This is a genomic window from Selenomonas sp. F0473, from assembly GCF_000315545.1.
In the GTDB taxonomy this organism is placed as follows: Bacteria; Bacillota; Negativicutes; order Selenomonadales; family Selenomonadaceae; genus Centipeda.
In genome coordinates this window covers 1,570,419-1,596,209 of record NZ_JH992902.1, presented here as the reverse complement: position 1 = coordinate 1,596,209, position 25,791 = coordinate 1,570,419, and the positions used below count along the sequence as shown (strand labels likewise).

The window sequence follows — 25,791 nt, the reverse complement described above, 5'->3', positions numbered from 1 at the left end:
TTCGCGCCATTCCTTTTTGGAATGTTTCTATGGCGTTTTGTCAGAGCGAGCGGTATAATGAAGGAAAACGCGGGGGCATCCGCCCCGTAAACCGCGGTGCCGGAGCCGAAGATCGCCGCGTCATGCCGCCGAAGAGGGGGATCGTATGGATGTTCAGGATTTCAGTCTGCTCGTAACGCTTGCACGCACACGCAATATCACGCACGCGGCGGAGGAGTTTTTCATCACGCAGTCCTCGGTCTCCAAGCGCGTGCGGCACATCGAAAAGGAACTCGGCATCGTTCTCCTCCTGCGCTCCCGGCAGGGCATCCAGTTCACGCCCGCGGGCGAAATCGTCCTCGGTCACGCGCGCACCGTCCTGCACGAAGTCAACACGATGCACCGCGCGCTCAAGGACCGGCAGGGCGTCGTGTCCGGCACGCTGCGCGTCGGCGTCTCCATCAACTATGCCGTGTACCGCCTGCCCGCCCAGCTGCGGCTCTACCGGAGCCGCTATCCGCTCGTACAGACGCAGTTCGTCACGCTGTCGAGCCAAGACGTTTTTTCGCGGTTCCTCGCGGGAAAGGACGAGGTCGCTATCCTGCGCGGCGAGCACTCCGACTGGACCGGACCGCGCATGCTCCTCGGGCGCGAGCCGATCTGCGTCATCACAAGCAAGGAGGACGCGAACCGCCCGCTGCGCGAATTCAGCCAGGTCACGCGCCATACGGACATCGAAATGGCGCGCGACATCACCCAGTGGATGAAAGAAAACCACATTCCTCCGGCGAAAAGCCATATCGCCGCGAACAGCACGGCCACCTGCATGGAGATGGTGCGGCAGGGGCTCGGATGGAGCATCGTGCCGCAGATCTGCCTTGCGCGGTTTGACGGCTGCGTCCGCCCGATGTACTTTGCCGACGGCACGCCGCTCATGCGTGCCACCTACCTCTTTTACACCGCCCAGGCGGAGGAACTGCCGCAGGTGCGCGCCTTCATCGATATGTTCCGCTGATCCGCAAAGGAGTCCGATATGCCCGACATCTCCGTCGTCTATCCCGCCGACCGCGTGGGCATCGCCGCCGTCCGCGCCCTGCTCGCAAAAGAGGGTCTGCGTCTCGACCCGCGGCTCGACTATACCTGCGCCGTCTACGACGAGCACCGTGCCGCCATTGCGACGGGCAGCTGCGCGGGAAATACGCTGCGCTGTCTCGCCGTGGACGGCGCCCGGCAGGGCGAGGGTCTGCTGAACGCGCTGCTGACCCATCTCCTCGACGTGCAGCAGGCGCGCGGCAACAGCCACGTCTTTCTCTATACCAAATGCGCGTCCGCCCGTTTTTTCGGCGACCTCGGCTTTTACGAGATCGCACGCGTGCCGGATCACGTCGTCTTTATGGAAAACACCCGCTGGGGCTTTTCCGATTATCTAAAAAGATTGCAGGCGGAAACGCCTGCGGGGGATGCGGCGCGCGTCGCCGCCATTGTCATGAACGCGAACCCCTTTACCCTCGGGCACCAATACCTCGCGGAGCGCGCCGCACAGGAGAACGACCGCGTGCACCTCTTCATCGTCAGCGAGGACACGAGTTTTTTCCCGCACGATGTGCGCATGCGGCTCGTGCGCGAAGGGACCGCGCACCTGCCGAACGTCGTCCTGCACGAGAGCGGCTCGTATATCGTCAGTCAAGCGACCTTTCCGAGCTATTTCCAAAAAGATGAGGACGATGCGATCCGCGGGCACGCGCGGCTGGATCTCGCCGTCTTTACAAAAATCGCCGCGGCGCTCCGCATCGCGCGCCGCTATGTCGGAGCGGAGCGCGCAAGCCGCGTGACAAGCCTTTACAACGAGACCATGCGGACGCTCCTTCCGCAGGCGGGCATTGCATGCGAAATCATCCCGCGCAAGGAGTATGCGGGAATGCCGATCAGCGCGTCGACCGTGCGCAGCCGTATCAAGGACGGGAACCTCTCCGCGCTGGCCGCGCTCGTTCCGCCGGCCACCCTCGCCTATCTGCAGTCGGAGGAGAGCGCCCCCGTGCGCCGTGCCATCGCGCAGTCAGAAGACGTCGCGCATTACTGAATCCGCGCCGCGGCCCGCCCGGACGCCGATATAGAGAAAGGAACGCCTATGCTGCACGGCACCCCCGTCGACCTCGCCGCTATGCTCGCCGCACGCGAAGCGCGCGCCCTGCGTCAGCGGGATCTCTCGGCGCGCTTTCACGCGCCGCTGCTCTCCTACACGCTCAACATTCCCGGCCCCGTCAAGACCTCCGCGGCCATTCGCCGCGCCTTTGACATAGGGCTCGACGCGCTCAACGCGGCGCTGGCGGAGCAAAACATCCCGTGCATCGCGCGGGAAGAGCGGCACGAGGCGACGGGCGACGAAGCCATCCTAGCGCTCCGCGCCGCGCCCGAGGAAATCAAGTCTGTCGCCGTGACCCTGGAGGAGACGCACCCGCTCGGCAGACTGTTCGACATGGATGTCCTCGATGCGGCGGGCGAAAAAATCGCGCGTCCCATCCCGCGCCGCTGTCTCCTCTGTGGCAGACAGGCGCAGGACTGCGCGCGCAGCCGCCGCCACAGCGTCGCGCAGCTGCAGGAGGCGGTCGCGCGACTGCTCCGCGCAGGCTGTGAGGGGGCTTCCCACGCGTGACACGCACCTTTCTCCCGGCAGTCTTTCCGGTGTCTCATCCCCCGCCCCTAAACAAAAAGAACCGCTCCGCACCGAGTTTCAAATCGCATCGGTACAGAGCGGCTCTTTTTCTATTATGTTGATTTTATCGTATCACGGTGTCCCCAATAATCCCGCTTCCTCAAAGAACGCCCGATAGTATTCCGCCTTCTTCTCGAGCTTCATCGGGTAGGCGCGCGAGGTGGACGGCAGGCGCGTGACGAGAAGATCGCGGTCGCCGCAGCGCGCGGGGATCGTCTCGCCCGTCTTGACGTCCTTTGCCTTGACCTCGGCGTCGAGCAGAGACAGCAGAATCTCCGTTGCCTTGCCGCCCGTCGTGCAGATGCGGCGGCATTGCGGAATATCCCCCAATACCTCAGTGATGTCAACCGTCTCCACAACGTCAAGGAATGCGTCGGAGGCGTTGCCGTGCCGACGGACGGCACGCTTCACCGTCGGGCAGGAGGCGATGCCCTTCTCCGTGAGAAACGCCTTGATGCGGTCGGCATCGAATGCCTTTGCACCCTCCGCTTGAAAATGCTGCGCGTCGCCGAAGAAAACCAGTCCGTAGACGCGCCACATATCGTTTTGGAAGTTCGGATAGTGGAACGCCATCGCTCGTTTTTCCTCGCGCGGCGGGAAGCTCCCCATCATCATGACCGTCGCATGTTTCGGCAGGAACGGCGGAAAAGGGCGCAGCTCGACTTCGTGCGTCATATCTTCCACTTTGTTTCACCTCAACTATTGCATACAACACAAACGTTCGCTATAATATCATTGGAACGTTCCCCGGACACCGGCGGTATCTTTCCCCCGAAAGGGGATGAGCAGCAATGACCATAGCGGACGCGATCATACTACTGATTGCAGCGACCGGTTACCTACTCGTAATCAAAAAGAAATAACCGCCCATCTTCCATTTGAGCGGTTAAATAAAAATAACCTGTAATTTTGGAAAGATGCCGCCCGGGGGCGTTCTTTCCGTTTCTATTATAACAGTTTAGAAGCCCCCTGACAAGCACAAAATTCGCCGCTCATATCAAAGCAGTCCGAGCGCGCGCTGTACAATGATGGACGTCCCCGCGACGGCGATCCAGCAGACGAGCCCGAGGGCAAGCGGGCGCAGACCGTTCTTCACGAGAGAAGCGAGGTCGGTGTTCAGCCCGATGGCGCTCATCGCCATGACAATGGCGAACTTGCCGAGCGCCCCAAGCGCATGCGAGACCTCCGCCGGCAGGAGGCCGCTCGTATTCGCGACGCAGGCGGCGACGAAGTAGAGCACAAACATCGGGAAGATGCGCCGCAGGGAGAAGCCCTCGCGCGCCTCCTTGCGCCGCGAAACGAGAAGCGCGAAGAAAAGGCAGACCGGCACGATCATCAGCGTGCGCGTGAGTTTCACTATGGTCGCATACGCGCCCGCCTCATGACTATAGGCATAGCCCGCCGCGACGACGGACGAGGTGTCGTTGATAGCAGTCCCCGCCCACATGCCGAAGCCCGCGTCCGTCATGCCGTAGCTGTGTCCGACGGCGGGGAAAATAAAGACCGCGAGCACATTGAAGAAGAAAATCGTCGCAATCGAGATCACGACATCCCTATCCTTCGCGCCGATGACGGGCGCGACGGCCGCAATCGCGGAGCCGCCGCAGATGGCGGTCCCCGCCCCGACGAGCGCCGTCATATCGCGGTCGAGACCGAGTGCTTTCCCCATGAGGAACGCCGCGCCGAACGCGGCGATCAGCGTGAATATCATGACATAGAGCGACTGCGCGCCCACTTCGGCGACATGAAAGAGATCCATCTCAAAGCCGAGCAGGATGATGGCGTACTGCAAAATCTTCTTGCCCGTAAAGCGAATCCCGCTCTCCACCGACTTCGGCCTGCGCCGCCGCGCGAACAGCATCCCGATGAGAATGCCGAACACGGGGCCGCCGACGATGGGGAAATAGCTCCCGAGCACGTAGGCGGCAATCGCAAAGACAAGCGTATAGAGGACGCCCTTCCAATCTTCCCGTTTCATCCGAAAACCTTTCCGTTGAGAAGCGCCGTCACGCAAACAGCTCCGCCCACTCCGCTTCGCGGAATCCCGTGAGAATCCGCGAAGGCGTCACGAGCAGCGGCCGCTTGACGAGCATGCCGTCCGTCGCGAGCAGCGCGTACTGCTCGTCCTCGGTCATCGCGGGGAGTTTGTCCTTGAGCCCGAGTTCCTTATAAAGCATCCCGCTCGTATTAAAAAAGCGCTTCAGCGGCAGACCGCTCCGACCATGCCACGCGCGCAGCTCGTCCGCCGTCGGCGGCTGCGCCTTGATGTCCCGCATCGGCGCGTCGCAGCCGTGCGCGCGCAGGAACTTCTCCGCCTTTTGGCAGGTCGAGCACTTTGGGTAGCCGATGAATAAAATTTTCTTCGCCATATATTTTCCTCCTCTAACGAAAATATCTCCGCGCCGTCGCGGTCAATGTTCCCGTATCGCCCTCATCCTTCGGCGATTCCACTTCATTATACAGGCGCGCAAAAATTTTTCAATATTTTTCTTTTTGACCTATTGACTTTTTGACTTTTCGTTGTATAATAACAATCAGAAGGTGGGCAATGAAAGCCCTCCTCACCGATAGACAATGAACGGTGTGCCGGCCGCCAAACAGCCGCGCATCGGAATAAAACAACCATAAGGAGTTGATTATCATGTTTGGATTGGTACCTTTTGCCGGGCGGCGCGGTCTCAGCCGCAGCGATAACGCGAATCCCTTCGCTCTTTTCGACGCGATGCGCGATTCTTTCTTCCACGATGGGTTCCCCGCCGCGAACTGGGGCGCCTCGTCGTTCAAGGTGGACGTAAAGGATGAAAAGGATCACTATGAGCTGACCGCGGATCTGCCGGGCGTGACGAAGGAGGACATCAACCTCCACTACGAGAACGGCTACCTTACCATCGCGGCGACGCGCAGCGAGTCGAAGGACGAGAAGGACGACGCGGGCAATTACATACGCCGCGAGCGTCACACCGGAGAAGTGAGCCGCTCGTTCTACATCGACGGCATCGACGACGCGAAGATCCGCGCGGAGTTCAAGGACGGCGTGCTGCAGGTAACCCTGCCGAAGGCCGCCGGCGAACCCGCGCGCAAGCAGATCGAGATCCACTGAGAGGCGCGCCCCTCGGCGCAACGCATCTCCATCATCGAAGAGGACAGTCACAGGCTCCGGCCTGCGGCTGTCCTTTTTTTGTTTTACTCTCCGTATAATGAGCATGAGACCGCATCATAAGATGCGCTTTCCCCTTTCATTCCTAAATTGTTTTTTCTGTAAATTATGTCGAAATGATGATTTTATGGTATAATTTATTTTATGTGAGAGGAGCCGAGGCATATGACGAAGAAATACTATGCCGCCTACGGGAGCAACCTAAATATCGCTGCTATGCGCCGCCGTTGTCCCGAAGCCGAAATCGCCGGCACAGCGGAGCTCAAGAACTATGCGCTCGTCTGCAAAGGCCTGCCGCCGCGGGTCTTTCTAACGCTCGAACCGCAGGCGGGCGGCGGTATTCCTCTCGGCATCTGGGCGGTAACGGCACGGGATGAGGCGGCACTGGACCGCTACGAGGACCATCCGGCGCTCTACCGCAAGGAAACCGTCCGCGTGCGCCTCAAGACGCGGGACTCCGGCAGAGCGGCTCATGTCGACGCCTTTCTCTACATCATGGCGGAGGGAATGCCGGAAGGTACGCCCGACGACGCCTATAGAGCCCTGTGCCGGGCAGGTTTTCGGGACTTCGGCTTTGACGAGCATATCTTGGACCGGCCGTTCAAGATCAACGGATAAACCGTCAGCCCGGGCACAGGGGTCGGAAAAGCCGGATACGATCGGCTTCCGCAGCAAAGGTCAGGAGGTAAACGCATGCTTGTTCTATCGGGTATTTTAGTCATGGTGGCGGGGCTCGCGCTGCGGTTCAACGCGCTCCTCGTCGTCATTGTCGCAGGTTTCGTCACGGGGTTTGCAGCCGGTATGTCGCTGCAGGAGATTGTTGCCGTCATCGGCGAGGCGTTCATCAAAAATCGTTATATGTCCCTCTTTATCCTCGTGCTCCCGGTGATCGGCATCTCCGAACACTTTGGACTGCGCGAACGCGCCGAATACTTGATCGGCAAGATCAAGGCGGCGACGGCGGGACGGATCTTCATCCTCTACCTCCTAGTGCGGCAGGTGACGGTCGCGCTCGGAATTGCGCTCAGCGGGCATCCGACCTTCATCCGCCCGTTGATCTCCCCGATGGGCGAGGCCGCGGCACTCAAGGGGCGCACGGTCTCCAAGGACATCCTCGACCGCATCCGCGGCCAGGCGGCCGCGAGCGAGAACGTCGGTAATTTCTTCGCGCAGCTGGTCTTCATTGCCTCCGGCGGTTTGCTCCTCATCAAGGGCGTGCTGGAAGAGGAGGGCTGCGCGGTCGACCTCGTTACGATGGCGCTCTACTGCATCCCGACCGCCGTCGCGGCCTTTATCTTTACCTCCGTTCGCTTCCTCCTCTTTGACCGCTCTATCGAGAAGGCGATTGCCGCCGAGCAGACGAGCGGCAAGGGCGCCGAAAGTAAATGAGGAGGGAAACGCTATGCTGACACTGGATCACGTCTACATCCTCTGCGGTATCTATCTCACAGTATTCGGAGCGCTCTCGTTCGCCGACAGGCATCATGCAAAGAAGATCGGCACAGGGCTCTTCTGGCTGGTTTACGGGATTACGTTTTTTGCCGGCGCGTCGCTCGGCAACGAGAATGCGGGCTGGATGGTCATCCTCATGGCCGTCATTGTCGCGGCAAAACAGATGGGTACCGGCAACTACCGGGAATCGTCTCCCGAGATGAAACGGGCGGCGTCGGAGCGCCTCGGCAACCGCCTGCTCGTCCCCGTCCTTGCGGTCGGCGTCATCACATTTATCATCGCCGCGGCGACCAATCTCGGCGCGCTCATCGCATTCGGCGTCGCCTCCATCGCCGCGCTGATCCTCGCCCTCCTCATCACCCGCGGCGCCCCGCTGCAGACTTTTCAGGAAGGGCGGCGTCTCATCGATGCGATCGGCTGGGCCGCGATCCTCTCGCAGCTCCTCGCGGCACTCGGCGCACTCTTTGCGAAGGCGGGTGTCGGCACCGTCGTGTCGGGCATTGTCGCGGGCGCCATCCCTACGGACAGCAGACTTGCCGTCGTCGTCGCCTACTGCGTCGGCATGGCGCTCTTTACCGTGATTATGGGCAACGCTTTCGCGGCGTTCGCCGTCATCACGGCCGGCATCGGTTTCCCTCTCGTCATCACGATGCACGGAGCCGATCCCCTCATCGTCGGGCCGATCGCCATGCTTGCGGGCTACTGCGGCACACTCATGACGCCGATGGCGGCGAACTTCAACATCGTTCCCGCAGCCCTCCTTGAGATGCGGAGCAAATACGGCGTCATCCGTGCGCAGATCCCGCTCGCTGCCGCGCTCCTCATCGCAAATATCCTCCTCATGTATATCCTCGGATTCCCCCGGTGAATCGTAGAAAGGAGGCTGCGCGGGCACATGTTGCACCCGCGCACCGACACATGAAAAAACTTCTGATCACAGGCTTTCAGCCGTTTGACGGAGAATCCGTCAACCCCTCGCTCGAGATCGTGAAACGCATCGCGGGCAGGGCGGTGAACGGCTACGAACTCGTCGCGCGCGAGGTCCCGGTCGTTCGGTACGAATCCGTCGAGACTCTTCGCCGCGCGGTGGATGAGATCCGCCCCGACGCCGTCATCATCGTCGGCCAGGCGGCGGGGCGCCCGGACATCACGGTCGAGCGCATCGGCATCAACGTCGACGATTTTCGCATCCCCGACAACGAGGGCAACAAGCCCGTCGACGAGCCCGTTGCGGCAGACGGGCCGATCGCTTACTGGGCGACCCTCCCGATCAAGAAGATGGTCGACCATATGAAGGCCGCGGGCATCCCCGCAAGCGTCTCGAACTCGGCCGGCACTTACGTCTGCAATCATCTGCTCTACAGTGTGCTCCACATGCTCGCGCAGCGGGGCGAAGCGCATATTCCGGCGGGATTCGTACACATCCCGTTCCTGCCCGAACAGATGGCGGGACGCACGGGACTGGAGAGTCAGTACCCGACCATGTCGGCGGAGGCGCTTGAAAAAGCCTTCGCCGCCATGATCGAAGCGCTTCCCTAAACCGCAAAACAAGCGATGTGAACGGATCCCACAGGATCCGTCTTAAAATCATTTTCTACCCTATAAGGAGGTTGTTACATTGGCGATCACCGGAGGAATTATCGTCATCCTCGCCTTTGCCGCTATTATCAAGAAATACGAGACCCGCATGGTGCTGCTCGCCGCGGGATTTCTGATGTGCTTTATCGGCGGCGTCGGCGGGAACGCCGTCGCGACGTTCAGCAAGACGATGGTGCACGGCTCGCTCGTGCCCGTCATCTGTACGGTCATGGGCTTCTCGTACGTCATGAAGATCACGACCTGCGACCGCCATCTCGTCGAATCCATCTCGGGTGTGATCACGCGCAGCAAGTTCATCCTCATCCCGGTCGCGACGCTCCTCACGTGGTGGATCAACATCGCGATCCCGAGCGCCGCGGGCTGTTCGGCAGCCGTCGGCAGCATCCTCATCCCGACGCTCATGGCGGCCGGCGTGCATCCCGCAATGGCGGCCGCGGCGGTGCTCGCGGGCACATGGGGCAGCGCCGTCAGTCCGGGGCAGGCGCATAACATCTTCGTCGCCGACCTCGCCGGAACCGACCTCATGACCGTCATCATGGCGCAGGTGCCCGCGGCCATCATCGCCTCCGTCGTCGCGGTCGTCACGCTGACCGCCGTCGCAGTCCTGCGCAAGGAGGGACCGGACGAGGCGCGCCGCGCCGCATATCTGGCCGAGCTCGAAAAAGAAGAAGGCGGCAAAAACTTTAAGGTCAACCCCGTCTACGCGCTCGTCCCTCTTGTTCCCCTCATCCTGCTCGTCCTCGGCAGCAAACAGCTCGCCGTGCTCCCGCTCGTCGACGTCCCCACGGCAATGATTGTCGGCACCGTGCTCGCGTTCATCGTCACGCGCCAAGATCCGCAGGAGATTACCAAAAAATTCTTCAGCGGCATGGGCAGCGCCTACGGCGACGTCATCGGACTCATCGTCGCGGCGGCGGTCTTTACCGCGGGCATGGCGGCAATGGGTCTGACCGACGCCCTCATCGAGGCGATGAAGGGCTCCGAGTCCGTCGCCAAACTCGCGGGCGCCTTCGGCCCCTTCCTCATCGCCGTCATCTCCGGCTCGGGCGACGCCGCGGCGCTGGCCTTTAACGGCGCAATTACCCCGCAGGCGGCGTCCTTCGGCATGGGCATCATCGACCTCGGTTCCCTCGCGCAGATGGCGGGCTCCATCGGCCGCTCCATGTCCCCCGTCGCGGGCGCGGCGCTCGTGTGCGCCGGCCTCGCAAAGGTGAGCCCGATGGAACTCACCAATCGCAACGCGCTCCCCATGCTGCTCGCCACAATCACGTTCATGGTCGTCCTCTTCCTCTGACAGAAAGTGTGACCGCATGATTAACAAGAAAAGGGTGCTCGACGAATTCTTCGAACTCGTCTCCATCCGCTGCTCAACCCTTGACGAGCGCGAGATGGGCGACCTGCTCGCCGCGCGGCTGCGGGAGCTCGGCGCCGCCGAGATTCATGAAGATAACGCCGGCAAGATACTCGGCGGCAGCTGCGGCAACATCGTCGCCAATTTTAAAGGCACCGTGCCGAATGCGCCGACCGTCATGCTCACGGCGCATATGGACTGCGTCGAACCGTGCGCGGGGATTCGCCCTCGGCTCGTGGACGGCGTGATCCGCTCCGACGGCACGACCATCCTCGGCGCGGACGATAAGGGGGGCGTCGTCTCCATCCTCGAGACCCTGCGAGGGCTGCGGGAACAGAACATCCCGCACGGCAATCTCCAGATCGTCTTCACCGTCGCCGAGGAGGGCGGCGTCAACGGCTCGCAGAACATCGACCGTTCGCTGCTCCGCGCCGACTTCGGCTATACGCTCGACACGCACGGGCACCCCGGCATGGCTGCGTTCAAAGCGCCCGGCAAGAATCAAATCGAAGTCGTCGTGCGCGGCAAGGCATCTCATGCGGGCGTTGACCCAGAGGCGGGGCGCAACGCCATCGTCGCCGCGGGCAAAATCCTCGCCGCCATGCCGCAGGGGCGCATCGACGAGGAGACCACCTGCAACGCGGGACGCATCGCGGGCGGCACGGCAACAAACGTCGTCGCGGAGACCTGTACGATCAACTTCGAATCGCGCAGCCGCGACAAGGCAAAACTCGACGCGCTCACCGCGCGCATGGCGGACATCGCCGAGCGCACCGCCAGAGAGGCCGGCTGCACGGCGGCCGTCGCCGTCAAGAAGGACTACGACCCCTACGAACTGCCGAAAGACGCTCTTGCGATTCAGTATCTGCGCCGCGCCGCGGACGCGCTCGGCTTCCCCGTCGCGCTCGAGGAGGAGGGCGGCGGCTCCGACGCGAACTTCTTCAACGCCTACGGCGTCCCGACCGCCGTCCTCGGCGTCGGCATGACCGACTGCCACACGAAGGAAGAATCCATCCTCGAAGAGGACCTCTACAACGCCGCCGAACTCGCCCTCGAGATTGTGCGGCAGGCTGCGCTCGTATAGCTCCCGCAGCGTCAAAAAGGCTGTGCATCACTGCACGGCCTTTTTGCTGCCCCGCACAAGGTTTTAGCATCTGTTGCTAAGTTATTTCTTTCATGCTATAATCACTAGAGCGACTACGGAAGGAGGTGCCGGCATGGCGGAAAAGAGCACGTACCGCAGCGGCGGCAGTACGGCGCCGGGTGTTCCCGCGCGGCGGGATGCGGCGCCGGCAAATGTCCGCCGCATGGACGCCCCATCGCTCAGCGTCAGGCAGGACGCCGTCACACCCGAATACTTCATCACGCACTTCTACGAGTACCTGCCGCGCTACATCGCGGGCGGCGCGCCCACCGAGGACACGCGCGGCACCTACGAACTCGCAATCCGTCTCTTCCTCCGGTGGTGCATGGAAGAAGGGCTGCACCCCCTGAACGACGTGCGCGACTATCAGATTCGCGTCTACATGGAAGAGATGCGTCGGCGGAACTACAGCGCAGCAACCCTCATGATTAAGGGCGCCGCCATTCGAGCCTTTTATAAAGTCGCCCAGCGGCTCTCCTTTATCGCCGAGAACCCCTGCGCCGACCTCCAGCTGCGCAACCCGCAGCACCTCGACGAGGATTACAAATACCTCACCGTCGACCAAATCGGGGAAATCTGCGCCTATCTGAAAGAAGACGAAAATCAGCTCAAACGCCTCCGCAACCTCCTCATCGTCTACCTCATGGGCGTCGAGGGGCTGCGCGTCGTCGAGGTCATGCGCCTCTCCGACGAAGACATCGACTGGCAGCGCGGGCGCATCGAGATTCGCGGCAAAGGACACGCCGGCATCATCTACCCCTGCGAAGAGACGCTGCAGCTCCTCAAGGCATACCTCGAGGAGCGCGGTCCCATCCCGCAGGAGAACCGCCTCACGCCGACCGTCATCTCCTGCGCGCGCAACAACGCGCAGGGACGCATCTCGCGCGTCGGCATCCGCTACGTCATCAACCGTGCGCTCACCGCGGCGGGTCTCAAACAGTCCGGCTACGCCTGTCATCTCTTCCGCCACAGCTGCGGCACCAACCTCTATCAAGAGACCAAGGACCTGCGCGTCGTACAGGAGACGCTGCGCCAGCGCAGCCCCAAAGTCACCGCAAAATACGCCCACGTCCACGACCGTATGGAACGACGTTATACACGGGGGATTACGCCGGGCGTGAAGGTGGATTAAACGGCATAAGAAAAGAGCATTGGCTGTAAAAGCTGATGCTCTTTTCTTATGTTCGGATTTTTTATTTCAAAGCAGCTCGCATCCGCTCTTCCACTTCCCGATCGATTTCGTCGAGCATCTGAAAGCGCCGCCGATAAACGGCGCGTTTCCGCGCGGGGACTTCTTCCATTGTTTTACGATGAAGTGTGAGAGGCAGTTCATAAAATCGAATATCCTCTGTCAAATGCCCGCCGACTTCTTCCCAAAAAGCCCCGAAGTCTGTTTTCAGTTTTCGATCGCGCCGCACGTGGTTATTGGCATAATACCCCGCATTGGACACGGCAAAGATGCGCCGCACACCGAGTGCGCGCGCCGCCGCCTGCGTCATATACAGAATGAGGTTTTTCGTGCGGAACCGATGCGCGCGTTTGGTCATCTCACGGACAAACTCCCGCGCATCGTCGGTATTCGGCCCCTGCATTGCTCCGATCACAAGGGTCGCCTCCCCCTCCGAGCGGTCAATCCAAAAAATAATCTGATAGAGATGCACACCGTCCACATCCATGATCACGGAGAGCAGGCCTTCTTTACGCTGTCCCGGTTCGAATTTAAGATAGGCGCGCCACTCCATATCTGTTTCGGGTGCCCTCCAAATCTCATGCATTCCGTCGAGACCGAGACTGATAAACCAGTCGGCGTTCAATTTCTCTTCCAAGAAAGCATAATGCGTTTGAATCAGCCGAATACGAGCGCTGACCGTAGAGCCCGCATAAAAAAAGGCGCGCGTCGCCTGCTCTATCATATATGGATTTCTTTGATAGAGCTCCGTACGAGCCTCGTTTTCATGAAAAAATTGATATAATTTGCGAAGTTCATTCCAATGCAGCGCCGCACGCAGCATAAAGACGACGGCGCGCCGCCCCTCCCGCAAATGATTGAACCGATAAGCGCGGCGCGCAACATCATAAATCTCTGCAAGCATAAAATAATTCCTCTGAAGCTTCTAGCGATCCCCTCTATTTTCATGATGGGTCATCAGTTCCGTAAGCCGCACAGCAAGTGTCTTAGGAGAATACCGCTCGGCCGCACGCGCAAGTGCCGCATGATATCCCGGCGCATTTACATCGTATTCGTTGATGAAACGCTCCAAACATTTTCCGAGCGCTTTCATATCCCCGCTCCGAAACGTTCTCCCTATCTCAAACTCTGCGAATACCTCCGGATTCATATCATCGCTCGTTAAAACCGGTTTCTGAAATCCAATGGCAGTAAATAACATCGCCCCCCAATGGTAACGATACCGAGGCGCAGAATACGGCATTAAAAGAACGTCGACATCCGCGATCGCACGCTGCCATTCCGCACCGATCAAACCGCGATGTAAGAACTCGATTCCACGTCCCTCATATGCCGCAATAATACGATCAAATTCTTTGGCATCCTCATCATGCATGGTTGAGCCTTGCACCAACAGTCGAACCGGCCTCGTATAATGCCCGGCAAGATAGACCCGTAGGAAATCTTCAAGCCGCTTCTCCCTACGAAACTGTCCGAAAAAACCGATGGTTATCGGCTCATCTTTCCGCAGTAAGGGGCTTGACTCCACCTTAATATCACGCGGAATAAACGCCGGCGGCAACACCGTGTGAATATTGCTCCGCCGCTGGTCAAATATTGTTTCGCCAAAGGTAATCACTGTCGGGCGGATGTTGGGATACGGCGCCAATTGATCTGCTGCATCCAAGAACTTCGGTGCTTCCCTTGGATTCACCCCATGCTGAATGAAAATAATCGGTACGGGAGATCGCCGCAAAACGCTGTGTGTAAGTGCACGCAAATAGCGATATGTCGATGTTGGAACGATAAGCGCATCAAACGCGCCCGTCTCTGCCGCCGCATAAAGCTTCCGATACCAACCGAAGCGCCGCTGCTCACGCCGTATGGAAAGAAAAACCTTCTTAATCCCACGCGCACTGGTGTATTGAACGGAAGCTCCCGCAAGATAAGTAACCGGCACATGATAATCCATCCCGAATCGGAATCCTTCCGGCACATAAAAAGACACCTCATGCCCAAGCCCCGTCAGCTCTTCGACGAGAATACGGTCAAAGTCGACTTCATGCCCTCCGGGGGTCATGATATTCTCAAAGATAGCAATTTTCACGATGGTCCTCCACTTTTTTAGGCAGCTGATTCTCACATGAAAAGTCGATGCGTTTTACGCGATGCTATCGTACCCGATCGGTTTCATCCAGCCGCAGCCACTGCAGGGACAGGCCGATCAGCAGCCAGTGCAGCTTCATTACGGCGGAGTTGCCCATGTTGTACTCCGTCAATCCCTGCAGAACAAGCCCCATCAGTACCGCTGCGGTCACAAGAGCGGCCACATGCCGCGTCGCTCTCCACATGCGGAAACTTTCAAAAAGCCAAGTCCCCCAAAAGAAGAGCAATGCAAAAAGTCCGACGGCCCCGCACTCTGCGAGCATATGCATCACATTGCTGTGCGCATGGGTAAGTTCACGTTCTTTTGCCTCGGGAAGGATATAGCCGCTTTGATATTCGGATTTGAACTGCGCGAATCCGACGCCGAGGATGGGATGATCCTCGAACATACGATAGGCGCTCGTCCAGAGGAGCAGCCGCTCGGAATTGCTCTGCATTTTCGTATCGCCGATACTTGCCAAACGCGATGAAAATGTCGGCGCAGCTGCAAAGATCCCGGTAAAAACGACTGCGGTAAGAAGGGTCCCGATCAAAAATTTCTTCTTTTTGCGGACTAAGAATCCGCAGCACAGAAATGTCGTCAGCGGCACCGCGAGCCATGCCCCGCGCGTCCCGTTATAGAGGAGCGCCATACACCCAAGAACGAGGAGTATGCACGCGGAGACGCGATACTTCTCCTCCATTTGTCCGCTTAGGAGGAGCAGGACAAGCGACGGGAGCAGCATCGAGAGGAACCCGCCCACCGACATATAGATGGAGAATCCGGAGGCTCTAAAATTCTCTTGGAATATCCCTTGATAGATCACCGCCAAATCGTTGACTGCAAACGATACGGCAACGCATACGGCGATCAGCGCCAGCCGCCGTTTCTCCCGAATCATAAGAAGCACGGCATAAAGTCCCAACATGCGGTAGCCATAATAGTCGCCGAATGTCCGCAGGCTCTTCGATATGTCGCTCGAAAAAAGGGACGATAGAATCACCGCCCCCATCAAAATGAAGAGCGCTCTGCCCATGCGCCCGTTAGGGAGCGCCTCACGCCAATCGTTGCGCTTTAACCAAAGGCGCAGAAGCACGACTGCGACGAGGGTCCCGAGAAAGATGTTGGCGGCGGCGATCGAAACGTTGCTGAATAGTCCAAATCCGCAGAGCAGATAAAAGGCCCAGGCATGAACGCGCTCTACGCGCATATCCCCAAGCAGCTGCACGGTGCATCACCTTTCTCATTCTCTTGATTGTAAATAATAGAGCTTTACATATTTCACCATCGTATAAAAGCCGTGGAACACGCTGAGGATAAACCCTAGGCGGCCTTCGAGAAATCCGCGCTGCAGGATATAGAAGCGGAAGAAGGAAAAGGGCGGATCCAGCAGTATCTTAGCGAACGAGATACGCTTCCCCTCGGCATGCCGGCGCGCTGCCATAAGGGTCGTGTACTGATTGAATTTTTGAAAATAGCGCCCCCAATCCGTGTACGTATAGTGAAGAAGGCTGCCGCGCAGGCGCTTGACCGGCAGATCGGATACGACGCGCTCATGAACGAGTCCCTCCCAACGCACGGCGTCGCGCGGGAAAAAACGCCGCGGATAGTCGGGACGGTGTCCGCCGTAATACATGCGCTGACCGAAGGCGACGTTCACACGCTCTACGGCATACACGGCGCGCGTACCGGCCGCCATCACGGCGCGCATCTCGCGCCCGGTCTCCTCCGTCACACGCTCATCGGCGTCGAGATAAAGCACCCAGTCCGCGTCGGTTTGTACGCGCGCAAAATTGCGCTGTCCCGCAAAATCTCCCGCGAGCGGACGCACAACGACACGCGCGCCCGACGCCTCGGCAATCTCGCGGGTACGATCCGTACTGCGGTCGTCAATCACAAGGATCTCGTCGGCAAAAGCCGCGCTCTTCACACACGCCCCGATATTATCTTCTTCGTTGTGCGTAAGAATAATGACGGCTAGCTGCATCGGTCTTTCCTCCTATTGGAGCAAATTGTCAAACTTGGATTGCATGCCGCAGAAAAACGCAGAGATCCCCGCCCTCATACAGCACGCCGCGGATCCCCGCCTGTGCGGCGCCGGCAATATCGCGCGGGGCGTCGCCGATCATAAGGGATGCGGCGGGGTCGACGTCGTGCTCTCGCAACGCGCGCAGGAGGAGTCCCGGCGCGGGCTTGCGGCAGTCGCAGTCCCGGCGGTAGGCGGCGAGTTTCGCCTCCGGATGATGGGGACAGTAGTAAAACGCGTCGATATGCGCGCCGTGTTTTTGCAGTTCGGTATTCATCCACTCATGCAGCCGGCTGACGTCGCTCTCGGGGAAATACCCGCGGGCGACGCCGCTCTGATTGGTAACGACGATCGCAAGATAGCCGTGCTCGTTCGCCCACCGCACGGCATCGACCGCGCCCTCCGTCCACACGAAGTCCGCGGGGTCGTGGAGGTAGTCCACATCGACATTGAGCGTGCCGTCCCGGTCAAAGAAAATCGCCTTATTCGGCATAGGTGAAGTATCCGCCCGCGTCGAGGAAGGCGCAGTACTCCTTCACCGCCGTCTCCATCGGCGTGAATCCGCCGTCGTAGCCCGCGGCAAGGAGCATCGCGGTATCCGCCTGCGTGTAGTTCTGATATTTGCCGCGCAGCACCTCTGGAAAGTCGCGGTAGGCGATTTTCCCCGTGCCGAGCGCCGCGATCACCGCCCGCGCCGCTTCGTTGTAGCTGTGCGCCGTGCCGGTGCCGCAGTTATAGACGCCGCTCTCGCCGCCGTTTTCCCAGAACCACAGGTTGACGCGCACGACGTCCTTCACATAGACGAAGTCGCGCCGCTGCTCGCCGTCGGGGATCCCGTCCGTCCCGCGAAAGAGGCGCGCCTCGCCCGTCTCCTTGATCTGATTGTAGAACTGATAGAAAATCGACGCCATCTTTCCTTTATGGTGCTCCTGCGGGCCGTAGACGTTGAAGTATTTCAGCCCGACGATCTGGCTGCGCGCCTCGGGGATCACCTGCCGCACGTAGCGGTCAAACGCGAGTTTGGAATAGGCGTAGGGATTGAGCGCATCCTCGCACGCGTCCCCCTCGGTAAATCCGCGCTTCCCCCCGCCGTAGGTTGAGGCGGAGGAGGCGTAGAGGAACGGGATCCGCGTGCCCATCGCAAAATGCAGGAGCGCTTTGGCGTACGCATAATTCGTCTTCATCATGTAGTTGACGTCATACTCCATCGTGTCCGAGCACGCGCCCTCATGGAAGATCGCGTCGATATCCGAACCGTCGAAGTCACCGTCCTCGACGAGGCGGAGGAAGTCGTCTCTATGCTGATAGTCGATAAAATGCAGTCCGCGCAGGTTCTTGTAGTTCTCTCCGTCCTCGAGATCGTCGACAATCAGGATGTCCGCGCGTCCGCGTTCGTTGAGTTCGCGAACAAGATTGCTGCCGATAAAGCCGGCGCCGCCGGTGACGATGATCATGACGCCGCTCCTTCCTGCCGATCGAGAACCCGCAAAAGTTCTTCCCGGCTGACCGCATAGGTGCCGACCTTCGAGACGACGACGCTGGCCGCAAGGTTCGCAAGGTATGCGCCGTCGGCGGGCTTCAACCCGCCCGCAAGAGCAAGCCCAAAAACTGCAATGATCGTATCGCCCGCGCCGGATACGTCGAACACTTCCTGCGCATGCGTGGGGATATGGACGACTTCTTCGCCGTGGATGATGGAAAGGCCTCGTGCCGAACGCGTGAGGATGAGGTTGCGGATGTTGAATTTCCGCATAACGTAGCGCGCGGCTTTCTCAACGGGGAAGTCCTCGTTCTCGATCGGTTCGAGGAGCACGTCGTTGATTTCCTTTAGATTCGGCGTGATATAGTCGGCGTCTTTATATTTCACCCATTGGGTGCCTTTCGGATCGATGATGACGGGCACGCCGTGATCGTGCGCAGCGCGGATGATATGCTGTGTCGCATGTTCGGTACACGATCCCTTGCCGTAGTCGGAGATGATGACGCAGTCCATGCTCTCGTTGAGCTTTTGATCGATATATGCGAGGTAACGCGCGGCATAATCCCCGTCAACGGGAGCGGCATCTTCAAAGTCAAGCCGCAGCATCTGCTGATGACCGCCGATGACGCGGATCTTCGTCGTCGTGGGGCGGTCCGTCCGGACAAGGCCGCTGTAATCAATGCCGCGCGCAGCGAATTTATCCAGCAGGGTCTTGCAGTGCGCGTCGTCGCCGACAAATCCCGCGATGCTGACATGCGCGCCGAGAAGCGCGATGTTGTGCGCAACGTTCGCCGCGCCGCCGAGCGTCTCGCGCGTGCCCGTCACATGCGTGATCGGCACGGGCGCCTCGGGCGAGATGCGCGTGACCTCGCCGGAGTAGTATTTATCCAGCATGACGTCGCCGACGACGAGGATGTTGCTGCGCACGCTCTTTTCCGCAACGACATCGCGAATTTTGGTCATGTCCATGAAACCGCTCCTATCTTGACTGAAACCGACCGGACTGTACTCATCCGCTGTTGTTGTCTATTGTACTGAATCTTTGCGCAGACTGCAAGCCCGCGTCAAAGCTGCTTCGTATAGCGATACGACTCGTATTCCTCCATACATTGATAGCCGAGTTTTGCGAATGTGCGCCGCGAGGCTTCGTTGTCTTTTTGGACGTATGCGACTAAGACGCGGCGCTCCCGGTGCGCGCGCACCCGGTCCTCGAGCAGCGCGAGCATGCGCGCGCCGTAGCCGCGTCTGCGGTAGTCGGCGGCGATGCTGCACGAAATGACGAGCCCCTCGTCCCGCCTATTGATGCGGATCCGCCCGATGGGCGTCGCGCCCCGCATGAGAATAAAGAACTTGACCCCCGGATCGCGCAGCGTCTCCTCCAGCCACAGCAAATGCGTTGAAGCGTCGATCCGCTTGCTGCGGATTTCCCGCGACGTTCCGTCGTTACGCCACTCAAACAGCAGCGCGGCGTCCTCCATGGTCGCCTCGCGCAAAAAAAGCGTGTCGATCGTCTTCACCGCCCTTCGCTTTTCTGTCACCCCGTCTTACATGAAAATTTACAAATCGTTACTCTATTATAACATAAAAGCGCAGCCCGTTATATAGCTGCGCCTTTATTATGATGCGATTATTTCATCGCGCCTTTCGGCCGACGACGAATATGCCCCTCTCCCGTATTCCCCTGCGATTCCGACCTATCTGCTCTCCGGCAGAGAAGATTCGACGACGCGTCCCGCCGCGCCGGGCGGCGATAATGCAAAGCGTCCGTCCGGCTGCATCTCGACGACGCGCGTCTCAAAATGCGTCGGGCGCGGCAGTTCGTACGCAGGACGCTCGCCGGTCTCGGCGAGGAGTCGGTCGGCGTACGCCAAAATAAGTTCCGGCGGCATGCGCTTCATGCACATCATATGCTCGTCCCCCGTGAGCGGGCATTCGTGGATACGGCAGGGATGACACGGGACGGGGGCGCGTACGGAGACGCTCTTCTCGTCGTACGGATAGAATCCCGGGATGGGCGAGGCGCCGAACATGCAGATAACGGGAACGTTCATGGCGACGCCGACATGCATGGGGCCGGAGTCCGTGGTAATGAAGAGGACACACCTGCGCAGAAGCCCCGCAAGCACGCCGAGGCTCACCTTCCCCGTAAAGACATGGAGGCGGGGGTTGCCGCGCTCCCGCATCCGTTCTACGCAGACCCGAACAATCTCGACATCCGTCGGTCCGCCCATCACGGCGATATGATAGCCGCGCGCGAGATAGGTGTCGGCGACGGCGGCGAAGTAACCGGACTCCCACCGTTTCGTCATCCAGCTCGCGCCGATATTGAGCGCGACAACCTTATCTCCGGCGGCGAAACGCGCTGTCCAAAGGCGTTCCGCCTCCGCCTCGGCCTCGGCGGGAATCCGCATCTCGAGTCCGGCGTCATCAATCTCGCCGATGACCCCCGCATCCCGCAGCGCCGCATAGTGGGACCGGATCTCGTGCATGATTTTATTTTGGTCGGGACTGACGCTGTCAAAGGCGAGAGAAAATCCGGGCTTTGCATAGCCGACGATGCGCCTCCCGCCCGAGAGCGCCGCGAGCGCTGAGGCGCGCTCGTTGCGGTGGAGATTGACGACGAGATCGTAATTCTCTTTCCGCAGTTTCACCGCGTATCGGAGGATGCCGAGCAGGCTGTTGTCCTTCCCTTTTTTATCAATAAAGAGACAGGCATCGACATGCCGATTCTCCCGCACGATATCGGCGAGCAGCTTGTCCGCGAGCAGCGTAATACGCGCGGCGGGATAGTTGTGCCGGAGCGTCCGCAGGACGGGCGTCACAAGCATGAGATCGCCGAGGTGCATGAGGTTGATGACGAGAATATTCCGATACAAACCTGTGATCCCTCCAGCGCGTCTCTGTATTTCGTATGATCTCGGCACCCAAAATCACCCTGCAAGGATCCGTACGCTGCGCTCCATCACCGTCTCCGGCGCGGTCGCCGCAAGGCAGTCCAATCCCTTGGGACAGGAACGTTTCCAACAATGCCGGCACGAACGATCCACCTCGACGGCGTTCTCCCGCTGCCCATAGGGACCGTTACGGTTCGCGTCGGTCGGTCCCATGAGCATGATCGTACGTGTGCCGAGCCCTGCGGCGAGATGTACGGGACCGGTATCGCCGCCGACAACAAACGCCGCGCGCGTAAATATACAGGCAAGCTCCTTCAGGCTTGTGCGGCCGACGAGATTGACGGGCGGCACTTCGGTCCGCGCCGTGATGTCGCACGCAATCTCCTCGTCGAGCCGGCCGCCCCCCACAAGCACGGGGATGATCTTCCTGCCGTAAAGCAAATCCGAAAGCGCCGCAAAATGCGCCGGCGGCCACCGTTTATTCGGCCAGTTCGCACCGACCGCAAGCGCGGCAAATCGAGCCCCCTCCCGCACGCCGCCCTCCGCAAGCAAGGCATCCGCCGACGCCGCCTCGCGCGCGGAAACGGCCACGGGGAAAACGATGCGGTCCACGCGGCAGCCGAGCGCGCGGGCAACGTCAAGATACCGGTCGACAATATGCCCCTGCGCATGCGTTCCCGCAATGGGACGGCTCACAAGGCTCGCCCCCTCGCGCATATGCGCCGTGCCGATGCGCAGCCGCGCCCCCGCCGCCCAAGCGACGGCCGCGGACTTAAAGAGCCCCTGTAGATCCATAGAGGCATCGTAACGCCGCGCGCGCAGCCGTTTCCGGAAAGGACCGATCTCGGAGAGAAAGCCGCGCCATGTCCGGAATTTCTTTTTCTCAAAGACGATGATATCGTCGATATAGGGATTCCCTTTCAGAATATCATACGCCGTCGGTTCGACGACCCACGTCAGATGCGCCTCGGGAAAACTCTCTTTCACCGCATACGAGACGGGCAGCGCATGGATCACGTCTCCGATGGCGCTGAGCTTGACGACTAGGATATTCTTCATAGAATCGAGGTGTTCCTCCTCTCGCTTTTGCCCGCTTTTCGAATGATGTTCGTGGTGGATTTCCCCGCGACGAGAGGGATGAACGCGACCTCGCCGCCATAGGACTCGACGACGCGCGCCTCCGGCAGGGTCTCGCGCGTATAGTCGCCGCCCTTGGCATAGACGGCCGGACGCACTTTCGCAATCAAATTTTCCGCCGTGTCCTCGTCAAAAATGACGACCGCGTCTACGGATTTCAGGCCTCCGACGACCTCCGCGCGGTCGTTCTCATCATTGACGGGACGCGTTTCCCCTTTGAGCCGTCGCACGGACGCGTCGCTGTTGAGCCCAAGCACAAGACAGTCGCCCAGCGCGCGCGCCGCCGCGAGATAGCGCACATGCCCGGCATGAAGGATGTCGAAGCAGCCGTTCGTGAAGACGATGCGCCGTCCTGCTGCGCGCAGCGCCGCGGCATAGCGTTCGATTTGATCGCCCGGGATCAGCATCCGCATTCTCCTTCCGCCGCCGCAACGGCCGCGCACAGTTCCTCCTGCGATACGGTCGCCGTCCCGTATTTCCGCACGGCGATGCCGGAGGCATAGTTGCTGAGCCGTGCGGCATGTGCCGGCGCAATGCCCGCCGCGAGGGCGAGAATCATCACGGCGACGCAGGTATCCCCCGCGCCCGAGACGTCGTAGATCTCGCTGCGGTCGCTGACGGGAATATCCGTCGCCGTCCCGTCCGCGAGGAACAGCGTCATCCCGTCCGCGCCGCGTGTGATAAGAACGCCCTCCGCATTGAGGCGGCGGCACAGCTCGTGCCCCGCCGCATGAATGTCCGCATCCGTGCGCAACTCCCGCCCAAGCGCCGCGGCAAGCTCGGCATCGTTCTGCTTAACGTAGCCGACGCCCTCGTAGCGCAGGATGTCGTACCGCGAATCCACAATACTCGGAATCCCCGCCGTACGCGTCTCGTCGATAACCATACGCGCGACGCGCTCCGTGACCGTACCCGAACCGTAGTCGGAGAGAACGGCGCCGCGTACCTGCGGCAGGAGCGTCCGGATATGCGAGAGAAGCGCCTCCTCCGTCTCCGCCGAGAGCGGCGTATGCCACTCGCGGTCCACGCGCACAATCTGCTGACTGACGGTCGCCCGCCCGCCCGCGATGATGCGTGTCTTCGTGACGGTAGGACGGTCCGCATCGCGGACGAATCCCGCCGTTTGTACGCGATGTTCGCCGAGAACGCGCAGCAGGCTGTCTCCGCTCGCATCGTCCCCGACGACGCCGACGGCATATGCCGTTCCGCCAAGGGTCGCCGCATTATTGACGACATTTGCCGCGCCGCCGGCAACGACACGCTCCTCCATCTGCTCGAGGACGAGCACGGGGGCTTCCCGCGAGATGCGCGAGATCCGGCCGTCGAGATAGACGTCCGCCACCATATCTCCGACGATCAGAACCGGCGTCCCCGAGAGCGCGGCGGTCTCGTTTACCATGGCGTAAACTCCCACTTCACCTTCCACGAGTTCTGTTTCGAACGGTAGCGCAGGATGATCTGCGAGCAGTGCAGGTCGTGAAACCAATAGTAGTCCACATCGGTCCATTCCCGCGGTCCGGACGCGTACTTTGCGCCGACAGCGATCCGGTTATTTTTATCAATCCGGTAGCTCATGCCCGTCTGAATGACCTTTGAATAATCCTCTTGATTAAAGTGAAAGAGAGAATTTGCTTTCGTGTTCTTTGTGTACACGTAGCCGACATAGGCGGCAAAACGATCGTCGAACTCCTTCGTGAGAAAGGCGCTCGCATTCATGCCCTGCACGCGCGAGCGGTCGTAACTCTCGCGGGTGACGGAGTACCCCGCCGCGAGATCGAGCCCGAACCCGTGGAAGGGAATCGTGTCGTGCGTGACGGAAACTCCGTAGACCCAGTGATTGCTGTGGATACCGCTGCCGTACCAGCGTCCGTATTCGGAATACAGACCGTAGCTGACGGGGCTTTTCCCGATCCTATGTCCATAACCGAGAATGAGGGACGGCTCTTTCTTGATCCAATTGTTGTCCCCGTCCTCGAAGCTGCCGTAGGTGACGAGCGCGCTGGCTCCGGCATTTTGCCAGCCGAGATCGTAGTGGCTCCGCCAGCCGTGCTTTGTCGTCACATGGAAATGAAAGGCGGCGGTCACGCGCGGGGCAATCGACTGCTCGAATGTCTGTTCAAGCCACACGCCGTCGTCGCTGTCGTACCCGGCGCGCGGAAAGTTCTGTTGGATGGGATGGGAGATACCCACTTCGTGCCGCTTCTTGGTAAATATGACTTTGTTTTTCAGCCAAAACTTTACGTTCGTGAGCACCAAGCGATCCCCGGGGTAAAGCTCCGCCACGTCCGCGCTCAGATGGTAGTCGGGCTTTTCGGCGCCGCATTTCGTCTGGGTTCCGTCATAAACGACGATCTTATCGGGGTAGAACTCGAATCGTTTCCCCGTCATATAGTAGGCGCCGACCTTCCCCTTGGCCTCGGCCATCGTGCCCGTGCGTTTTTGGTAGTTATAGTTGATCCGGTACCCGTCGAGCGTGACGCGGGTCTGTCCCTCCGTCAGCTGAAGCATATGCGCCTTATCCGGAATGGAAACGTCTCCGCGGACGGTGTTTCCCTCCACATAGTCGCCTTGGAACCGCCGCGCAGCCAACTGCACGATATCCACATGCCCCTTGGCGACAAAATCCCCCGTACGCTCGTCATACGTGAGGTCGTCGCCTTCGAAGGCGATCGGCGACGGCTGCGTTTCATCCAGGGGATGGCGCAGATGTTTCCGCATTTCCTGCGCATCGGCGAGCAGCTTTTGCTGTTCCTCCGTGAGGCGGTTCGCACGCTCGACGCGGCGGCGGTTCTCGATAAAATCCAGTCGCTGAATGCCCGTGTTCCCATCCCCGCTGTAGGCAGCTTCGGCCCCGATCGGAAAGACGGCACAGGCGGCGGACAAGGCCAGTAGGATGCGCGTTCTCAAGGCTGTAGTCATCGGCGCGTTCTCCTGTCTTTTGAAGTCATTACACATCGTTATACTACATCATAAACGGAATTTTCGCAACCAAAAAGCGCCGCGATACCTTCCCTTAAGGAACTCTCATCCCAACATAAATTTGACGTGCAAAAAGTTTTCCTCTATAATGGAGCGGATATGAAAGCGTAGGATCAGAGATTCCCGGAAGGAGGCGGCGATGCGGATGCGGCGGTTACCGGTGCGCAGATTTCTGCTTGCCGTCTTCGTTCTCCTCGCGGGGCTCGGCGTATGCGAGGCGGCGGAGGACATGCAGTTCGTCGACGCGGACGACGACACGGGCTACTACGTGGACGCGGCGACGATCGTACGCGTCTCCGATGCGGAGCGCGACGCCGTTATCGCTGTGGTGAAGATATCCGAGAACCGGCGCTATCTCTACCGCACGCGCTTCAACCGCGAGAAGAACACGTATCAATTCTTCTCGGCGCAAGTAGAGGTCTATGACACGAAGGAAGTGCTGCGTACCCTGCCCGGCATGGATGTGCCGCAGCCGTACACCCCGTCTTCGCCCATGCGGAGCATCGTTGACTTCATCGAGGAATTTCTGACGGCAAAACAGCAGTCGACAAAGTAGGAGGATGATC

The 25,791-nt window shown here is 60.0% G+C and carries 28 protein-coding genes; 12 read left to right on the top strand and 16 right to left on the bottom strand.

What is annotated here, in order from left to right; all coding sequences use genetic code 11:
- Positions 1–145: 145 nt before the first annotated feature.
- The 3 genes from HMPREF9161_RS07415 to citX are packed head-to-tail and all read left to right on the top strand — an operon-like array spanning position 146 to position 2,632.
- Positions 146–994, top strand: a complete 849-nt coding sequence (locus tag HMPREF9161_RS07415; protein ID WP_009729055.1) for a LysR family transcriptional regulator — start codon at positions 146–148, stop codon at positions 992–994.
- Positions 995–1,012: 18 nt separating this feature from the next.
- Positions 1,013–2,059, top strand: coding sequence for a [citrate (pro-3S)-lyase] ligase (gene citC / locus HMPREF9161_RS07410; protein ID WP_009729054.1), 1,047 nt, complete (start codon positions 1,013–1,015; stop codon positions 2,057–2,059).
- A 48-nt stretch (positions 2,060–2,107) separates the two neighbouring features.
- On the top strand, positions 2,108–2,632 hold the full coding sequence (gene citX / locus HMPREF9161_RS07405; RefSeq protein ID WP_009729053.1) for a citrate lyase holo-[acyl-carrier protein] synthase: 525 nt from the start codon (positions 2,108–2,110) through the stop codon (positions 2,630–2,632).
- 132 nt (positions 2,633–2,764) lie between these two features.
- Here citX and HMPREF9161_RS07400 read toward each other — a convergent pair whose 3' ends face one another.
- From HMPREF9161_RS07400 to HMPREF9161_RS07390, 3 genes are all read right to left on the bottom strand, one after another.
- Positions 2,765–3,367, bottom strand: coding sequence for a DNA glycosylase (locus HMPREF9161_RS07400; protein WP_037348856.1), 603 nt, complete (start codon positions 3,365–3,367; stop codon positions 2,765–2,767).
- A 322-nt stretch (positions 3,368–3,689) separates the two neighbouring features.
- On the bottom strand, positions 3,690–4,670 hold the full coding sequence (locus HMPREF9161_RS07395; protein WP_009729051.1) for a YeiH family protein: 981 nt from the start codon (positions 4,668–4,670) through the stop codon (positions 3,690–3,692).
- A gap of 28 nt (positions 4,671–4,698) precedes the next feature.
- Positions 4,699–5,061, bottom strand: a complete 363-nt coding sequence (locus HMPREF9161_RS07390) for an arsenate reductase family protein (protein WP_009729050.1) — start codon at positions 5,059–5,061, stop codon at positions 4,699–4,701.
- A 272-nt stretch (positions 5,062–5,333) separates the two neighbouring features.
- Between HMPREF9161_RS07390 and HMPREF9161_RS07385 the strand changes: the two genes are divergently transcribed.
- From HMPREF9161_RS07385 to HMPREF9161_RS07350, 8 genes are all read left to right on the top strand, one after another.
- Complete coding sequence (locus tag HMPREF9161_RS07385) at positions 5,334–5,792, top strand: Hsp20/alpha crystallin family protein (protein WP_009729049.1); 459 nt, start codon at positions 5,334–5,336, stop codon at positions 5,790–5,792.
- Positions 5,793–6,014: 222 nt separating this feature from the next.
- A complete protein-coding gene (locus tag HMPREF9161_RS07380) occupies positions 6,015–6,467 on the top strand; it encodes a gamma-glutamylcyclotransferase family protein (protein ID WP_009729048.1) in 453 nt (150 codons plus the stop codon).
- 75 nt (positions 6,468–6,542) lie between these two features.
- Positions 6,543–7,238 carry a DUF969 domain-containing protein gene (locus tag HMPREF9161_RS07375; RefSeq protein WP_009729047.1) on the top strand — a complete coding sequence of 232 codons (696 nt, stop codon included), beginning with the start codon at positions 6,543–6,545 and terminating at the stop codon, positions 7,236–7,238.
- 13 nt (positions 7,239–7,251) lie between these two features.
- Positions 7,252–8,169: a DUF979 domain-containing protein gene (locus HMPREF9161_RS07370; RefSeq protein ID WP_009729046.1), complete on the top strand. Its 918-nt coding sequence runs from the start codon at positions 7,252–7,254 to the stop codon at positions 8,167–8,169.
- A gap of 50 nt (positions 8,170–8,219) precedes the next feature.
- Positions 8,220–8,840, top strand: a complete 621-nt coding sequence (pcp, locus tag HMPREF9161_RS07365) for a pyroglutamyl-peptidase I (protein WP_037348672.1) — start codon at positions 8,220–8,222, stop codon at positions 8,838–8,840.
- Positions 8,841–8,919: 79 nt separating this feature from the next.
- Positions 8,920–10,194 carry a C4-dicarboxylate transporter DcuC gene (gene dcuC, locus HMPREF9161_RS07360; RefSeq protein ID WP_009729044.1) on the top strand — a complete coding sequence of 425 codons (1,275 nt, stop codon included), beginning with the start codon at positions 8,920–8,922 and terminating at the stop codon, positions 10,192–10,194.
- Positions 10,195–10,210: 16 nt separating this feature from the next.
- Positions 10,211–11,335, top strand: a complete 1,125-nt coding sequence (locus HMPREF9161_RS07355; protein WP_009729043.1) for a M20/M25/M40 family metallo-hydrolase — start codon at positions 10,211–10,213, stop codon at positions 11,333–11,335.
- A 133-nt stretch (positions 11,336–11,468) separates the two neighbouring features.
- Positions 11,469–12,527, top strand: a complete 1,059-nt coding sequence (locus HMPREF9161_RS07350; RefSeq protein WP_009729042.1) for a tyrosine-type recombinase/integrase — start codon at positions 11,469–11,471, stop codon at positions 12,525–12,527.
- A gap of 61 nt (positions 12,528–12,588) precedes the next feature.
- On the opposite strand, the gene HMPREF9161_RS07345 is transcribed toward HMPREF9161_RS07350, so the two are convergent.
- The 13 genes from HMPREF9161_RS07345 to HMPREF9161_RS07285 form a co-directional block, all read right to left on the bottom strand.
- The gene (locus tag HMPREF9161_RS07345) at positions 12,589–13,488 is read right to left on the bottom strand and encodes a VirK/YbjX family protein (protein WP_009729041.1); all 900 of its coding nucleotides are present in this window, start codon (positions 13,486–13,488) and stop codon (positions 12,589–12,591) included.
- 21 nt (positions 13,489–13,509) lie between these two features.
- Positions 13,510–14,670, bottom strand: coding sequence for a glycosyltransferase (locus HMPREF9161_RS07340; protein WP_009729040.1), 1,161 nt, complete (start codon positions 14,668–14,670; stop codon positions 13,510–13,512).
- A gap of 64 nt (positions 14,671–14,734) precedes the next feature.
- A complete protein-coding gene (locus HMPREF9161_RS07335; protein ID WP_009729039.1) occupies positions 14,735–15,937 on the bottom strand; it encodes an O-antigen ligase in 1,203 nt (400 codons plus the stop codon).
- Between the two features lie 15 nt (positions 15,938–15,952).
- A complete protein-coding gene (locus tag HMPREF9161_RS07330) occupies positions 15,953–16,696 on the bottom strand; it encodes a glycosyltransferase family 2 protein (RefSeq protein ID WP_009729038.1) in 744 nt (247 codons plus the stop codon).
- Positions 16,697–16,724: 28 nt separating this feature from the next.
- Positions 16,725–17,228 (bottom strand): D-glycero-beta-D-manno-heptose 1,7-bisphosphate 7-phosphatase, encoded by a 504-nt coding sequence (locus HMPREF9161_RS07325; RefSeq protein ID WP_009729037.1) that lies wholly within the window; start codon positions 17,226–17,228, stop codon positions 16,725–16,727.
- Positions 17,218–18,189, bottom strand: coding sequence for an ADP-glyceromanno-heptose 6-epimerase (rfaD, locus tag HMPREF9161_RS07320; RefSeq protein WP_009729036.1), 972 nt, complete (start codon positions 18,187–18,189; stop codon positions 17,218–17,220). Before rfaD ends, HMPREF9161_RS07325 begins: the two co-directional genes overlap by 11 nt.
- Complete coding sequence (gene rfaE1 / locus HMPREF9161_RS07315; protein ID WP_009729035.1) at positions 18,186–19,184, bottom strand: D-glycero-beta-D-manno-heptose-7-phosphate kinase; 999 nt, start codon at positions 19,182–19,184, stop codon at positions 18,186–18,188. The genes rfaD and rfaE1 overlap by 4 nt, the downstream gene beginning before the upstream one ends.
- Positions 19,185–19,279: 95 nt before the next feature.
- A complete protein-coding gene (locus HMPREF9161_RS07310; RefSeq protein WP_232213524.1) occupies positions 19,280–19,753 on the bottom strand; it encodes a GNAT family N-acetyltransferase in 474 nt (157 codons plus the stop codon).
- A gap of 156 nt (positions 19,754–19,909) precedes the next feature.
- The gene (locus HMPREF9161_RS07305) at positions 19,910–21,091 is read right to left on the bottom strand and encodes a glycosyltransferase family 9 protein (RefSeq protein ID WP_009729033.1); all 1,182 of its coding nucleotides are present in this window, start codon (positions 21,089–21,091) and stop codon (positions 19,910–19,912) included.
- A gap of 54 nt (positions 21,092–21,145) precedes the next feature.
- Positions 21,146–22,168, bottom strand: a complete 1,023-nt coding sequence (locus HMPREF9161_RS07300; RefSeq protein ID WP_009729032.1) for a glycosyltransferase family 9 protein — start codon at positions 22,166–22,168, stop codon at positions 21,146–21,148.
- Positions 22,165–22,653, bottom strand: coding sequence for a D-glycero-beta-D-manno-heptose 1-phosphate adenylyltransferase (rfaE2, locus tag HMPREF9161_RS07295; RefSeq protein WP_009729031.1), 489 nt, complete (start codon positions 22,651–22,653; stop codon positions 22,165–22,167). The genes HMPREF9161_RS07300 and rfaE2 overlap by 4 nt, the downstream gene beginning before the upstream one ends.
- Positions 22,647–23,645 (bottom strand): bifunctional heptose 7-phosphate kinase/heptose 1-phosphate adenyltransferase, encoded by a 999-nt coding sequence (locus HMPREF9161_RS07290; RefSeq protein WP_009729030.1) that lies wholly within the window; start codon positions 23,643–23,645, stop codon positions 22,647–22,649. Before HMPREF9161_RS07290 ends, rfaE2 begins: the two co-directional genes overlap by 7 nt.
- Positions 23,639–25,165, bottom strand: coding sequence for a hypothetical protein (locus tag HMPREF9161_RS07285; protein WP_009729029.1), 1,527 nt, complete (start codon positions 25,163–25,165; stop codon positions 23,639–23,641). Before HMPREF9161_RS07285 ends, HMPREF9161_RS07290 begins: the two co-directional genes overlap by 7 nt.
- Before the next feature lie 199 nt (positions 25,166–25,364).
- Between HMPREF9161_RS07285 and HMPREF9161_RS07280 the strand changes: the two genes are divergently transcribed.
- Entirely contained in the window at positions 25,365–25,781 is a 417-nt protein-coding gene (locus tag HMPREF9161_RS07280) for a hypothetical protein (RefSeq protein WP_009729028.1), read from the top strand.
- Positions 25,782–25,791: the final 10 nt, after the last annotated feature.

What these genes read in the sequence shown, in the direction of transcription:
- rfaE2 (WP_009729031.1), bottom strand. Translation starts at nt 22,653, where the DNA reads ATGCTGATCCCGGGCGATCAAATCGAACGCTATGCCGCGGCGCTGCGC.
- pcp (WP_037348672.1), top strand. Translation starts at nt 8,220, where the DNA reads ATGAAAAAACTTCTGATCACAGGCTTTCAGCCGTTTGACGGAGAATCC.
- HMPREF9161_RS07375 (WP_009729047.1), top strand. Translation starts at nt 6,543, where the DNA reads ATGCTTGTTCTATCGGGTATTTTAGTCATGGTGGCGGGGCTCGCGCTG.
- HMPREF9161_RS07400 (WP_037348856.1), bottom strand. Translation starts at nt 3,367, where the DNA reads ATGACGCACGAAGTCGAGCTGCGCCCTTTTCCGCCGTTCCTGCCGAAA.
- HMPREF9161_RS07350 (WP_009729042.1), top strand. Translation starts at nt 11,469, where the DNA reads ATGGCGGAAAAGAGCACGTACCGCAGCGGCGGCAGTACGGCGCCGGGT.
- HMPREF9161_RS07355 (WP_009729043.1), top strand. Translation starts at nt 10,211, where the DNA reads ATGATTAACAAGAAAAGGGTGCTCGACGAATTCTTCGAACTCGTCTCC.
- HMPREF9161_RS07290 (WP_009729030.1), bottom strand. Translation starts at nt 23,645, where the DNA reads ATGGTAAACGAGACCGCCGCGCTCTCGGGGACGCCGGTTCTGATCGTC.
- HMPREF9161_RS07345 (WP_009729041.1), bottom strand. Translation starts at nt 13,488, where the DNA reads ATGCTTGCAGAGATTTATGATGTTGCGCGCCGCGCTTATCGGTTCAAT.
- HMPREF9161_RS07325 (WP_009729037.1), bottom strand. Translation starts at nt 17,228, where the DNA reads ATGCCGAATAAGGCGATTTTCTTTGACCGGGACGGCACGCTCAATGTC.
- rfaD (WP_009729036.1), bottom strand. Translation starts at nt 18,189, where the DNA reads ATGATCATCGTCACCGGCGGCGCCGGCTTTATCGGCAGCAATCTTGTT.
- citC (WP_009729054.1), top strand. Translation starts at nt 1,013, where the DNA reads ATGCCCGACATCTCCGTCGTCTATCCCGCCGACCGCGTGGGCATCGCC.
- HMPREF9161_RS07415 (WP_009729055.1), top strand. Translation starts at nt 146, where the DNA reads ATGGATGTTCAGGATTTCAGTCTGCTCGTAACGCTTGCACGCACACGC.
- citX (WP_009729053.1), top strand. Translation starts at nt 2,108, where the DNA reads ATGCTGCACGGCACCCCCGTCGACCTCGCCGCTATGCTCGCCGCACGC.
- HMPREF9161_RS07370 (WP_009729046.1), top strand. Translation starts at nt 7,252, where the DNA reads ATGCTGACACTGGATCACGTCTACATCCTCTGCGGTATCTATCTCACA.
- HMPREF9161_RS07380 (WP_009729048.1), top strand. Translation starts at nt 6,015, where the DNA reads ATGACGAAGAAATACTATGCCGCCTACGGGAGCAACCTAAATATCGCT.
- HMPREF9161_RS07300 (WP_009729032.1), bottom strand. Translation starts at nt 22,168, where the DNA reads ATGAAGAATATCCTAGTCGTCAAGCTCAGCGCCATCGGAGACGTGATC.
- HMPREF9161_RS07285 (WP_009729029.1), bottom strand. Translation starts at nt 25,165, where the DNA reads ATGACTACAGCCTTGAGAACGCGCATCCTACTGGCCTTGTCCGCCGCC.
- HMPREF9161_RS07385 (WP_009729049.1), top strand. Translation starts at nt 5,334, where the DNA reads ATGTTTGGATTGGTACCTTTTGCCGGGCGGCGCGGTCTCAGCCGCAGC.
- rfaE1 (WP_009729035.1), bottom strand. Translation starts at nt 19,184, where the DNA reads ATGGACATGACCAAAATTCGCGATGTCGTTGCGGAAAAGAGCGTGCGC.
- HMPREF9161_RS07395 (WP_009729051.1), bottom strand. Translation starts at nt 4,670, where the DNA reads ATGAAACGGGAAGATTGGAAGGGCGTCCTCTATACGCTTGTCTTTGCG.
- HMPREF9161_RS07280 (WP_009729028.1), top strand. Translation starts at nt 25,365, where the DNA reads ATGCGGATGCGGCGGTTACCGGTGCGCAGATTTCTGCTTGCCGTCTTC.
- HMPREF9161_RS07390 (WP_009729050.1), bottom strand. Translation starts at nt 5,061, where the DNA reads ATGGCGAAGAAAATTTTATTCATCGGCTACCCAAAGTGCTCGACCTGC.
- HMPREF9161_RS07330 (WP_009729038.1), bottom strand. Translation starts at nt 16,696, where the DNA reads ATGCAGCTAGCCGTCATTATTCTTACGCACAACGAAGAAGATAATATC.